Genomic DNA, 12,483 nt, shown 5'->3' on the forward strand with positions numbered 1-12,483 from the left:
GGCGGTGCCCGATGGTCACTGAATGTGGGTAGAATGCGGTTTTTTTCCACCTGCGGGGGTGCGCCTTGCGCGAAATCGTCCTGATAAACATCACTGGCAGCGACCGTCCGGGTCTGACTGCGGCCATTACCGGCGTTCTGGCCCAGGGTGGTGTGAACATTCTCGACATCGGTCAGGCGGTGATCCATGACACGCTGTCGTTCGGCATCCTGGTTGAAATCCCGGACGCCGAACACAGCAAGTCGGTGCTCAAGGACATCCTATTCACCGCCTACAAGCTTGACCAGCAGGTTCGCTTCACCCCGGTTTCCGAAGCCGATTACCAGCACTGGGTCGCCGGCCAGGGCAAGAAGCGCCACATCGTGACCCTGCTGACCCGCAAGGTCACCGCCGAGCAGTTGCAGCGCGTCAGCTCGATCACCGCCAAATATGACTTGAACATCGACCACATCGACCGTTTGTCCGGACGCATGCCCCTGGACACCCCGGACGACAAGGGCAAGGGTTGCATCGAGTTCTCCGTGCGCGGCGAACCGGCCGATCCCCAGGCGCTGCGGGCCGAGTTCCTCAGCGTGGCCCAGGAGCTGAACGTCGACATCGCCTTCCAGGAAGATTCGCTGTTCCGCCGTAACCGGCGCCTGGCGGTGTTCGACATGGACTCGACGCTGATCGAAGCCGAAGTCATCGATGAGCTGGCCAAGGCCGCAGGGGTGGGCGACAAGGTCTCGGCGATCACCGAGCGGGCGATGGCTGGCGAGCTGGATTTTCGCGCCAGCTTCAAGGAGCGCCTGGCACTGCTGCAAGGCCTGGACGTCAGCGTACTGGACGCCATCGGCGCCTCCCTGCGCCTGACCGAAGGCGCCGAGACGCTGTTCGCCGAACTCAAGCGCCTGGGCTACAAGACCGCTATCCTGTCGGGCGGTTTCACCTACTTCGCCAAGCAGTTGCAGGCCAAGCTCGGTATCGACTACGTGTTCGCCAACGAGCTGGAAGTGGTGGACGGCAAGGTGACCGGCGTGGCCGTTGAGCCGATCGTCGACGCCCAGCGCAAGGCGGACCTGTTGCGTGAGCTGGCGCAAAAGGAAGGCTTGCGCCTGGAACAGACCATTGCCGTGGGCGACGGCGCCAACGACCTGCCGATGCTGGCCATCGCGGGACTGGGCGTGGCGTTCCGCGCCAAGCCACTGGTCAAGCAATCGGCCCGTCAGGCCATCTCGACCCTGGGCCTGGATGGGGTGCTGTATCTGCTGGGCTTCCGGGATCGCGACGGGCAGCTTTGAGACGGCGCTACACTGTTCCTTGTGCTGAGAGGATTTATCTGTGGTGAGGGGATAAATCCCCTCGCCACAGGGGCTGTGTCTGGCCTTAGAGCGACTTCCACAACGAATCGAAATCCCCCTCCGCTTCGCCGCCGCCCTGGGTGTCGCCTGCGTTCTCCTGGTGATAGGAAAACTGATTGAAGCTGTGAGTGCTGGTGATCCGGCGGTCCAGCCCGGCGCGGTGCTCCTGGCCGTTGGTGTTGATCAGCACGCGCTGGCCCTCCTGGAAGGGCAGGCGCGGGGCAATCATGGTGGGGGGCAGGTCGACGGCGCTGATCTCCGGCAGCAGCAGCCCGCGCAGGTAGTGGCCGTGCTCGTTCTCTTCGCGCACCAGTTGCAGGCCGCAGGGCTGGGCATAAGGTGCCACCAGCTCGATACCCATTTGCATGGCGCCGTTGCGCACCTGTCGGATCCAGCGCACGACGGCGATGCTCCAGGATTGATCGCTGGCGTCCCGGATACCGATCATTTCCCCGGCTTGCAGTTGCTCCGGCACCTCTTTCGGCCAGCCTAGGCAATACCCACCCGGGCTGTGGTTGATGATCGGCAGGTCATAGGTGGGAAAATGATGCTGGCGGTCGGAACTGCTGCTGTCCTCATCGGATGGATTGGCCGGGTACTCGATTTCCTCATAGGGCAGCAGTTCGTTGTCTCCGTTGGGTGCGGCGTCGAAGGCCTGGCCCCAAGTGTCGCTGTGCTTGGTTGGCGCGGCTTCGAACCGGGCCTTGCGCGTGGTGGGTTTCTTCAGGATTTCGCTGAACGAGCGTTCACCGCCGAGGTAGTAGTGCAGCGCACTCATGCCCACGCACAGCGTCAATGTCCCGTTGCCTTCCATGCGCTGGAAGCTTCGCTCGGCCGCCTCGCCCCAGGCCGCCTGCAAGTGATTCAAGGTGTCGGTGTTCATCCCGGCCGGTACCGACAGGGCCGGGGCGGCCGGCTGTTCCAGGTGGGTGGCGATCATGCGCACCAATGGCTGCGGATCGAAGCCCTGCAATGTCGGTTGCTGCTCGGCCCTGAACTTGGAGCGGTAGCGTGGCCCGACATCCAGTTCCGCGGCGACGGCGAACAGGCTGGTGGCGTTGCTGGCAGGGTCGAGCCTGACCCACTGGCTCCAAGCCTCCAGGGCTTCGGCCAGTCGCGCGATCTGGCCCTGGCGCAGCTGATTGCTGCGTGAGGCGCCCAGCAACAGGGCGACGATGTAGGTTTGCTCGGGGCTCAACTGGTGAACCTGGCTGGCCAGTTCGTCGCTCACGCTTTGTTGTTGCAAGCGGTGCTGGCAGGCAATCCGGTATAACTGGTGCAAATCGAGCCACAAGCCTTCAGGCACAGGGCTGTAGAGCTGGCTGGCGCGAATCAGCGGGCCATCGAGGGCGTGCATGGCGCGCTGCAATGCGGTGCTGAGCAGGCGGGCGCGGTCCTTGGTGTATTTGGATGCGATGCGTGCCACGATCTGTTTGTAACCCATCGCCAGCTGGGTTTGCAGGGCCTGGCAGAGGTTGACGATCTTGCGCGAGCGGTCATCCAGCACGATGGCCTGTTGCAGGAAGTGCCGCTCCAGGTGCTTGCAGACGTAATACACCTCGGGGCGCAGCAATTCGAGCAATTGCAGGCGATTGTCGCTGGGCGTGAGCAACTGGTTGAGTTCGCCAAGGGCCTGGTACAACAGGCGGGCGGTTTCGCCGATGTTGGCCTTGGGCAGGTCGGCGATCCAGCGCTTGAGGTCGCGCGGCGTGGCTTCGCAGAACGACAGGCGCGATTGCGTCGGGGACAGGACACGCAGCAACTGGAGAGGGCTGGTCTCATTCATGCCGTGGACGGGCTCCGGCGGGAAACAAACGTGATGTTCCAACTCTAGCAGTTGTAGCCGAAGGAGGTGCGCTATCTATGCTGGATACCCTGTGGGAGCGAGCTTGCTCGCGATGACGCCAGGACAGTCGCCATCGAGGTGACTGTTATATCGCCATCGCGAGCAAGCTCGCTCCCACATTTGATCTTTTACTCAGGCCTTTGGCAATGCCAGCCCCTGGCCCATCTGCACCGGCGAACCGGCCACCAGGCTTTCAACCCATTTCACCTGGTTCGGCCCGAACAGCACGATGGCGGTGGAACCCAGCTTGAAGCGCCCCAGTTCGGCCCCTTTTTCCAGGTGGATCGGTGCACGGGCCGCTTCGTCGTAGCGGAACGTCTTCAGTTCACGCTTGGGCGGCGTGACCAAACCGGCCCAGACGGTCTCGATCGAGGCCACGATCATCGCTCCCACCAGCACCACGGCCATTGGCCCGCGTTCGGTGTCGAAGATGCACGCCACGCGTTCGTTGCGGGCGAACAGCTCCGGCACGTTTTCGGCCGTGGTCTGGTTCACCGAGAAAATCCGTCCGGGAATGTAGACCATCTCCCGCAGGGCGCCGGCCAGCGGCATGTGCACGCGGTGGTAGTCCTTCGGGGACAGGTAGATCGTGGCGAAATCACCGCCCATGAACGGCGCGGCATTGGCCGCATCGCCGCCCAGCAGCTCCAGCACGCTGAAGCTGTGGCCCTTGGCCTGGAACACCCGGCCATGCTCGATCGGGCCAAGCTGGCTGACCGCGCCGTCGGCCGGGCAGAGGATCGCGCCCGGGGTTTCGTCCAGCGGCCGCGCGCCGTCTTTCAGAGCGCGGGTGAAGAACGCGTTGAAGTGTTCGTAGGCGGTCAGGTCTTCCACCAGGGCCTGGGACATGTCCACTTGATAGCGCTTGGCGAACCACGCGGTGAAGGCATTCTTGAACCAGCGCACGCGGCATTCGGCAATGCAACCGGCCAGCCGCGACAGCAGGTGGTGGGGCAGCAGGTACTGAGAGAGGATGAACAAACGGTTTTTCATTAACGGTCCTTAAGAGCCTTCAACGTTCGATGGGGGTGTCGGGGTGGTTGCCCCATTCGCCCCAGGAACCGGCATAGCCTTTGACCCTCGGATAACCGAGCGCCTTGGCCACAAGATAGGTGAAGCCAGAACGATGGTGGGTCTGGCAGTGGGTGATGATTTCTTTGTCGGGCGTGATGCCCAGTTGTTCGAGGATCTGCGGCATATCCTTGCGGATGCGCAGGCTGCGGGCCTGGTCCATGCCGGCCGTCCATTCGAAATTGACTGCGCCGGGAATGTGCCCGCCCCTGGCCGCGACGACTTTCTCGCCGGAGTACTCCAGTGGGCCGCGCGCGTCCCAGATGGCCAGGTCGGCGGCGCCGAGGCGGCTTTGCAGGTATTCGCGGGTGGCGGTTGGCGCGTCGTGCAACGTGAGGCTCACCGGGCCGGCGCCGGGCGCGGGTGCGTCGGTGGACACCGGCAGGCCCTCGTCCAGCCAGGCCAGCAGGCCGCCGTCGAGGTAGTGGTAATTGCCGTGGCCGATCACGTCCAACAGCCAGATGAACCGTCCGGCCCAACCGCCGCCTTCATCGTCGTACACCACGTACACCGCGTCCGGGTGGTGCCCGAGTTCGCCGAACAGGGCCTCCAGGTCGGCTTTTGCCGGCAACAGACCCGGCGCCGGTGGCTGGCCCAGTTGCGTGCGCTTGGGGTCGACGAAGCGGGCGCCGGGAATGTACCCGGTGCTGTAGCGGGCGGCGCTGGTCAGGTCCACCAGGATCAGTTCGCGGGCGTCGAGGCGCGGCAGCAGCTCGCTCGGCTCGATCACCAGCGGCAAGCCAGAGAAGTCAGGCATGTGAGGTCTCCAGGGGCGCAAAGGGAAAGGATTGTAGCAAGTTCAACGGCCCCGGTTGGTAAAGGTGTGCAGGGCCCTTTCGATGCATTGCACGGTTTTGCCGAAGGCCTGCACGGTGACGTCCGAGAAAGGGCCGCCGCCCTGGTCCACGACGACGAGCATGATCACCCGGCCGTTGCAGGTCAGTGAGCGCAGCAGCAGGTGCTCGCCCTTGAACAGGGCGCGCAGGCCCGGCGGCAGTAACGCGGAGAACTGGGCATTGTTGTCCGGGTTCAGGCGTACCTGGGCCTGTTGGGCCAGCAACCGCTGCAAGACCTTGCTCTGGGCGATGGGGAAACTCATCGCCGCGACCTCTTTCGCCAGGCCGGCGGTTTGGTGCACGCGCACGCTGGTCTGGCTGCGGTCGGCCATCAGGATCATCACCCGGCGCATGCCGCAGGCCACCAGCACATCGCGAGCCGAACTGGTCAGGTGCATGGCGTTGCTGAACGGGCTCGGTTCCACCAGCAGGGCCGAGCATTGCTTGCGCCACTGGCTCAGGTCCGGGGCGCTGGGCGGGGGCGTCGACCGTTGGCCGGGCTGGACGCGGCGACTGCCCCAGGGCCAGATCAGGGCCTCGGCCGGGTGCCAGAGGTCTGGCATGGCGTGTTGCCGGGCGCTGTTGGCGGCTTGTTGGTGCAGTTGCTGCTGGACATCGTCCATTGAAATTTGCAGATACAAACTGGTGAGGTATTGCCAGCGGGCGATGTGGGGGGCGTCCCAGGCCTGGTGCGCGGAAAGGGCCAGGCCGTTGGCCAGCAGCACGGTGTTGGCCGGCTGATTGAGCCAGCGCCGCAGGGTCGGGTCATCGTCCAGGCGATTCTGCTGGCGCAACGGGTGCTCGCTGTCCCGAGCGATACGCAGCACTTTCACCAATTCGCGCCGTTCGTTGAGCAGCAAGCGGTAGCCTTGCACCACCCAGATCGGCAGGCGCCAGGCTTCGACCACGCCCAGGCAGATCTCCAGCAGGCCGACGCCGAACAGTTCGTGCTCGACCTGGCTGGCCGACTGGCCTTTATGGATGACCCGCAGCTCCCACTCCCCGAGCAGCCGCGGGTGCGTCAGGGCCAGGGGCCAGAGCGGCGAGAGGAACAGCAGGCTGCCCCAGTGGATGTCCTGCCACAACCGCGCCAGGCGGCTGGAGAAAAAACCGTTGGCCTGTTGCGTGGCGTGCTGGCTGATCAGTTGCAGTTGGCGCAGGGTCACGGGGATCTGCTGCTCGGGCAGCGAAGGCAGGCGCGCGAGCAATTGCTCGGTGCGCTTGAGGCCGAGGCGGTTGAGGGCGACTTCAAGGTTTTCCGCCGGTTCGGCGAGGCTGCCATGGGTGTGATGGTTGGCTTCGCGGATGACGCTCAGGGCCAGGGCTGGGCTTTCCTGCATCAGCTCGGCGATGTCGCGCAACGAGCGGCGGCTGTCGGCAAGCGCCTTGCAGACCAGGTCGTGGCTGGCCTGGGGCACCGGCAGGTGGACACCCTGGAGCAGCTTTACCCAGCCTTCGAGGGTGGACGGTCTTGGAGTCGGGACGTTCGATACATTAGCCATGGTTGGACGCGATCATCCCATGAATTATCTACGCCCGGAACGGGGCAAATTGGCTTTTCGCCGGAACTGGCTATAGTCTGGCGCAGTTTTGCCGATAAGTAGAAGAAGAGATTTTTCAGCTTCCGAATATGACCTTGAACCCGACTTAAATAAGTACTTTCTATCTATGGCTAAAATTATCGGCATCATTGTCGTGTTCGCGAGCGTGCTCGGCGGATACGTGCTCTCCCATGGCAAGATTGCCGCCCTGATCCAGCCCTTCGAGGTGATGATCATCGGCGGTGCGGCCTTTGGCGCTTTCCTGCAGGCCAACCCTGGCTATATGACCATGCACGTGATCAAGAAATCCTTGACCATGTTCAGCTCGCGCTTCACCCATACCTTCTACATCGAGGTGCTGGGGCTGGTGTACGAGATCCTCAACAAAAGCCGCCGCGAAGGCATGATGGCGATCGAAGGCGATATCGAAGACGCCGCCGCCAGCCCGATCTTCGCCAAGTACCCAGCCGTGCTCAAGGACGCCCGCATGACGGCGTTCATCTGCGATTACCTGCGGATCATGTCCTCGGGCAACATGGCGCCCCATGAGCTCGAAGGGCTGTTCGACATGGAGCTCTACAACCTGAAGGAAGACCTGGAACACCCATCCCACGCGGTCACCGGCATCGCTGATGGCATGCCCGGCTTCGGTATCGTTGCGGCGGTACTGGGGATCGTGGTGACCATGGCGTCCCTGGGCGAAGGCGACCAGGCGTCCATCGGCTTGCACGTGGGTGCGGCGCTGGTGGGGACCTTCTTCGGTATCCTGGCGGCGTATGGCTTCTTCGGTCCCCTGGCCCATTCCCTGGCCCATGACGCCAAGGAAGAACTGAACGTCTACGAGGCCATCAAGGCCTCCCTGGTAGCGTCTGCCTCGGGCATGCCGCCGTCGCTGGCGGTGGAGTTCGGCCGCAAGGTCCTGTACCCGGCGCACCGTCCAAGCTTCGCCGAGCTGGAACAAGCAGTTCGCGGTCGCTGATATGGAAAATAACCAGCCGATCATCATCAAGCGTGTCAAGCGCATCGCCGCTGGACACCACGGGGGTGCCTGGAAAATCGCCTTCGCCGACTTCGCGACGGCGATGATGGCGTTCTTCCTGGTGCTGTGGCTGCTGTCCACGGCCACCCCGGAGCAGAAAATCGCCATCGCCGGTTACTTCAAGGACCCAATCGGCTTCTCCGAAAGTGGCACGCCCTACATCATCGACCTGGGTGGTTCGCCGACCCTGGCGCCGGACAATACCCTCAACCCTGAAGTCAAGTCCCAGCCACAGCCCGACAAGGTGACGGTGGACACCGATCAGGTCGAGGGCATGGCCGAGCAGGTCGAGCGCGAGCGCCTGGAATTGCTGCTGCAGGAGTTGCAGAACAAGGTCGACGAGAACCCGCAATTGCAGAAGTTCAAGGACCAGATCCTGTTCGAGATCACGCCGAACGGCTTGCGCATCCAGATCACGGATGCCGAGAACCGGCCGATGTTCGACTCCGGCAGCGCGCGCCTGAAGCCTTATTTCGAGGACATCCTGCTGGCCATGGCCGACACCATCAAGGCGGTGCCGAACAAGATCAGCATCAGCGGCCATACCGACGCCAAGCCGTACGTCGGCAAGGGTGACTACGGTAACTGGGAGCTCTCTGCCAACCGCGCCAACGCCGCACGTCGCGCCCTGGTGGCTGGCAGTTATCCGGATGAGCAGGTGGCGCGGGTGGTCGGTTATGCCTCCTCGGCATTGTTCGACCGCAAGGACCCGTTCAACCCGATCAACCGGCGTATCGACATCGTGGTGCTGACCAAGAAGGCTCAAAAAGCCATCGAAGGTTCGCAAACCAACGACCCGGCGCCAGACCCTGTCCAGGGTCAGGGCGCCCCCGGTGAAGCCCCGGCAACGCCGTCAGGCGCGGCGGTGGACCCGAACGCGTTGCCGGCGGACCAGCAACCGGTGCCGGCCCACGAACTGCGCGAACGGTTGAACCTGTTTGACGATGCGGCGCCCAAACCGCCCGCAACGCCTGGGCAGTGACCCATGAAAAAGCCGACATGACTGTCGGCTTTTTTTTATCTTTCGCAATTCCCGTGGCGAGGGAGCTTGCTCCCGCCGGGCTGCAAAGCAGTCCTTTTGGTGAGCGCTTCGCGCTCAAGCGGGAGCAAGCTCCCTCGCCACGGAAATTGTGTATTCCTACAGTCAGTAACTGCTGTCCGGCAAGCTGGCGATGATCGAGCGGTAGCTGTTCATCCGTTGTTGGTGCACGCGGCCTTCTTCCAGGGCCTTGAGCAGGGCGCAACCGGGTTCGCGGTCGTGCTTGCAGTCGCGGAAGCGGCAGGTACCGATCAACTCGTTGAACTCGATGAAACCGGCTTCCACATCGGCCCGGCTGACGTGGCCCAGGCCGAATTCGCGGATGCCCGGCGAGTCGATCAGTTCACCGCCGCCGGGGAAGTGGAACAACCGCGCGGTGGTGGTGGTATGGGTGCCCTGGCCGGACAGTTCGGAAAGCGGCCCGACCCGGGTCTCGACCTCTGGCAGCAGGCTGTTGACCAGCGACGACTTGCCGACTCCGGACTGGCCGACGAACACACTGATGCGCCCGTCCAGTTGCCGTTGCAACTGCTCCATGCCGTTGCCGTGGTGGGCCGAGACTTCCAGCACCGGATAGCCCAGATCCCGGTAGACCGACAGCAGGGCGTTCAGCGCCGGGGCGTTGTGCGCGTCGATCAGGTCGAACTTGTTGAGCAGCAACAACGGGCGGATGCCGGCGTGTTCGGCGGCCACCAGGTAACGGTCGATCAGGTTGGCGTGGGGCTCGGGCAGCGGGGCGAACACGATGACGATCATGTCGACGTTGGCCGCCACCGGCTTGAGCTGGCCGCGGCTGTCCGGACGGCACAGCTCGGTGTGGCGCGGCAATTGCGCCACGATCACGCCGATGCCCTGGTTGCCGGCGCGCCAGACCACCTGGTCGCCGGTGACCAGTGCCGGCAGGTTGGCCCGCAGGTGGCAGCGGAACACCTGGCCGGCCAACTCGCCTTCGCGGGCCTCGACCTCGACCTGCACACCGAAGTGCGCGATCACCAGGCCGGTCTGTTCAGGGCCCAGGTCGCCACCCTCCAGGGCCTCGACAGCGCTGGATTCGCGCTTGGCGGCGCGGGCGGCGCGTTCGCCCTGGATCTTTTCGATGCGCCAGTTCTGACGACGATTGAGTTGGCGTTTGGCCATGGGTGTTCCGTATGAAGAAATGCAGCGATTAGGTAAAACGGCCGCGAGTTTAGCACGCCCGAGGGCCGGCCTAGGCTAAACTGCTGGGCTACGCCGAGGAGCCCCCCATGCAAAATCCGCAGAACCTGATCTGGATCGACCTGGAAATGACCGGTCTGAACCCTGACACCGACGTCATCATCGAAATGGCCACCATCGTCACCGACAGCGACCTCAACACCCTGGCCGAAGGCCCGGTGATTGCGATCCATCACAGCGACGAAATCCTCGCCGGCATGGACGAATGGAATACCCGCCAGCACGGCGGCTCGGGCCTGACCCAGCGAGTGCGCGACAGCAAGATCAGTATGGCCGAGGCCGAGGCCCAGACCATCGCCTTCCTGGAGCAGTGGGTGCCGAAAGGCAAGTCGCCGATCTGCGGCAATAGCATCTGCCAGGACCGCCGCTTCCTTTATACCCACATGAAATCCCTGGAAAGCTACTTCCATTACCGCAACCTGGACGTCTCCACCCTCAAGGAGTTGGCGGCCCGCTGGGCGCCGCACGTGCGTGACAGCTTCCAGAAGGGCGGCAGCCACCTGGCCCTGGACGACATCCGCGAGTCCATCGCCGAGTTGCAGCATTACCGCAAGCATTTCATCAAGTTCTGACCGGCCCCCAGCGGGATTGCTGTTGTGGCGAGGGAGCTTGCTCCGCTCTTGTGGCGAGGGGATTTATCCCCGTTGGGCTGCGTAGCAGCCCCAAAAACCTGATACCCCGTGTGTCAGGTCGCTTGGTCAGGCGTATCAGGGGCTGCTGCGCAGCCCAACGGGGATAAATCCCCTCGCCACGGGTTCCGTGTTGGGGATGTCGGAGCTGCCCTCTTTTGGTGCCTGTCCGAAATGGCTAGACTGCGCGCCCTCCTGCAAGGACCGCCATCATGTTGTTGATGCTTTACCTGATCGCCATCACCGCCGAAGCCATGACCGGCGCCCTGTCTGCCGGGCGTCGCGGCATGGACTGGTTTGGCGTGGTGCTGATTGCCTGCGTCACCGCGCTGGGTGGCGGCTCGGTGCGTGACGTGTTGCTCGGGCATTACCCGCTCACCTGGGTCAAACACCCGGAGTACCTGGTGCTGACCACCGCGGCGGCGATGCTGACGGTTTTCCTGGCGCGCTGGATGCGCCATCTGCGCTCGTTGTTCCTGGTGCTCGACGCCCTGGGTCTGGTGGCGTTCACCCTGATCGGCTGCATGACGGCCCTGGAAATGGGCCACGGCATGCTGGTGGCCTCGGTCAGCGGGGTGATCACCGGGGTGTTTGGCGGCATCCTGCGGGACATCTTCTGCAACGATATTCCACTGATCTTCCGTCGCGAGTTGTACGCCAGCGTCTCGTTTGCCGCGGCGTGGTGCTACCTGCTCTGTGTCTACCTGCAATTGCCGAGCGAACAGGCGATCCTCATCACCTTGTTCGGCGGTTTCCTGCTGCGGCTCCTGGCGATCCGCTTTCACTGGGAAATGCCCAAGTTCGTCTATAACGACGAGGTCTGACGTTGCGCATGCTGGCGCAGCGCCCATTCGACATGTTCGCGCACCAATTCCGAGGGGTAGTCGCGCCGCGCTTCCAGCGCCTGCAACACCGGGATGGTTGAGGGGGCGTTGCCCAGGCCGACCGCCAGGTTGCGCAGCCAGCGTTCGTAGCCGGCCCGCCGCAGCGGCGAGCCTTCGGTGCTGCTGAGGAACGTTTGCTCGTCCCACAGGAACAGCTCGGCCAGGCCGGCGTTGTCGAGGTTATGGCGAGGCTTGAAGTCGCTCTCGCCAGAGGGGCGGGCGAAGCGGTTCCAGGGGCAGACGATCTGGCAGTCGTCGCAACCGAACACTCGGTTGCCGATCAACGGTCGCAATGCCTCCGGAATGGCGCTTTTGAGCTCGATGGTCAGGTAGGAAATGCAGCGACGGGCATCCAGCACGTAGGGCCCGACGAAGGCGTTCGTCGGACAAATGTCCAGGCAGGCGGTGCATTTTCCACAATGCTCGCTGGCATGGGGTGGATCTGTCGGCAGCGGCAGGTCGACGAACAGCTCGCTCAGGAAGAAGTAACTGCCGGCCTTGCGGTTCAGTACCAGGGTGTTTTTACCGATCCAGCCAAGCCCGGCCTGTTCGGCGATGGCTTTCTCCAGGACCGGAGCGCTGTCGACGAAGGCGCGATAACCGAAGGGGCCGATGACGGCCTGGATTTTTTCGGCCAGTTGTTGCACGCGCTTGCGGATCAATTTGTGGTAATCGCGGCCCAATGCATAACGCGAGACGTAGGCTTTTTCCGGTTGGCCGAGCATTTGCGCCATCTGGGTGTCGCCCGGCAGGTAGTCCATGCGCAGGGACACCACCCGCAGGGTGCCGGGCACCAGCTCTTCGGGGTGCGAGCGCTTGCTGCCATGGGCGCCCATGTAGTCCATTTCGCCGTGGTAGCCCGCTTCGAGCCAGCGTTGCAGGTGCCGTTCATGCTCGGCGAGGTCCAGGCCGCTGATGCCGACCTGCTGGAAGCCCAGCTCGCGGCCCCACTCCTTGATGGATTGGGCGAGGGCGGGGAGGTCTGTGGGGATGGCGGGCATGAGGCGAGAGAAACCGGAGCTGAGATGCGTATAATTCTGCCA

At 63.6% G+C, this 12,483-nt stretch carries 11 protein-coding genes; 5 read left to right on the forward strand and 6 right to left on the reverse strand.

Features of this window, described 5'->3' with window-relative positions; all coding sequences use genetic code 11:
• The first annotated feature begins 65 nt into the window (after positions 1–65).
• Positions 66–1,280, forward strand: a complete 1,215-nt coding sequence (serB, locus tag V5F23_RS02620; RefSeq protein WP_042730537.1) for a phosphoserine phosphatase SerB — start codon at positions 66–68, stop codon at positions 1,278–1,280.
• An 85-nt stretch (positions 1,281–1,365) separates the two neighbouring features.
• Here the strand turns inward: serB and V5F23_RS02625 are convergent, their stop codons facing one another.
• The 4 genes from V5F23_RS02625 to V5F23_RS02640 form a co-directional block, all read right to left on the reverse strand.
• A complete protein-coding gene (locus V5F23_RS02625) occupies positions 1,366–3,126 on the reverse strand; it encodes a hypothetical protein (protein ID WP_042730536.1) in 1,761 nt (586 codons plus the stop codon).
• Positions 3,127–3,318: 192 nt separating this feature from the next.
• The gene (gene asd, locus V5F23_RS02630; protein WP_042730535.1) at positions 3,319–4,179 is read right to left on the reverse strand and encodes an archaetidylserine decarboxylase; all 861 of its coding nucleotides are present in this window, start codon (positions 4,177–4,179) and stop codon (positions 3,319–3,321) included.
• Between the two features lie 19 nt (positions 4,180–4,198).
• Positions 4,199–5,014 (reverse strand): rhodanese-like domain-containing protein, encoded by an 816-nt coding sequence (locus V5F23_RS02635; RefSeq protein ID WP_042730534.1) that lies wholly within the window; start codon positions 5,012–5,014, stop codon positions 4,199–4,201.
• 42 nt (positions 5,015–5,056) lie between these two features.
• A complete protein-coding gene (locus V5F23_RS02640) occupies positions 5,057–6,595 on the reverse strand; it encodes an HDOD domain-containing protein (RefSeq protein ID WP_042730533.1) in 1,539 nt (512 codons plus the stop codon).
• A gap of 166 nt (positions 6,596–6,761) precedes the next feature.
• Here V5F23_RS02640 and motA point away from each other — a divergent pair, with 166 nt between their 5' ends.
• Both motA and motB read left to right on the forward strand, forming a co-directional pair.
• Entirely contained in the window at positions 6,762–7,613 is an 852-nt protein-coding gene (motA, locus tag V5F23_RS02645; RefSeq protein WP_042730532.1) for a flagellar motor stator protein MotA, read from the forward strand.
• Position 7,614: 1 nt separating this feature from the next.
• Positions 7,615–8,655, forward strand: a complete 1,041-nt coding sequence (gene motB / locus V5F23_RS02650; RefSeq protein ID WP_042730531.1) for a flagellar motor protein MotB — start codon at positions 7,615–7,617, stop codon at positions 8,653–8,655.
• 162 nt (positions 8,656–8,817) lie between these two features.
• On the opposite strand, the gene rsgA is transcribed toward motB, so the two are convergent.
• Positions 8,818–9,849 carry a small ribosomal subunit biogenesis GTPase RsgA gene (gene rsgA, locus V5F23_RS02655; RefSeq protein WP_047736061.1) on the reverse strand — a complete coding sequence of 344 codons (1,032 nt, stop codon included), beginning with the start codon at positions 9,847–9,849 and terminating at the stop codon, positions 8,818–8,820.
• Positions 9,850–9,956: 107 nt separating this feature from the next.
• On the opposite strand from rsgA, the gene orn reads away from it, so the two are divergent.
• Positions 9,957–10,499, forward strand: coding sequence for an oligoribonuclease (orn, locus tag V5F23_RS02660; RefSeq protein ID WP_047736060.1), 543 nt, complete (start codon positions 9,957–9,959; stop codon positions 10,497–10,499).
• Between the two features lie 266 nt (positions 10,500–10,765).
• Positions 10,766–11,380, forward strand: a complete 615-nt coding sequence (locus V5F23_RS02665; RefSeq protein ID WP_172679744.1) for a trimeric intracellular cation channel family protein — start codon at positions 10,766–10,768, stop codon at positions 11,378–11,380.
• Here V5F23_RS02665 and queG read toward each other — a convergent pair.
• Complete coding sequence (queG, locus tag V5F23_RS02670; protein ID WP_042732965.1) at positions 11,362–12,441, reverse strand: tRNA epoxyqueuosine(34) reductase QueG; 1,080 nt, start codon at positions 12,439–12,441, stop codon at positions 11,362–11,364. The two genes, V5F23_RS02665 and queG, sit on opposite strands and share 19 nt — an antisense overlap.
• Positions 12,442–12,483: the final 42 nt, after the last annotated feature.

Source organism: Pseudomonas sp. WP18 (genome assembly GCF_036689585.1).
In the GTDB taxonomy this organism is placed as follows: Bacteria; Pseudomonadota; Gammaproteobacteria; order Pseudomonadales; family Pseudomonadaceae; genus Aquipseudomonas; species Aquipseudomonas chlororaphis_E.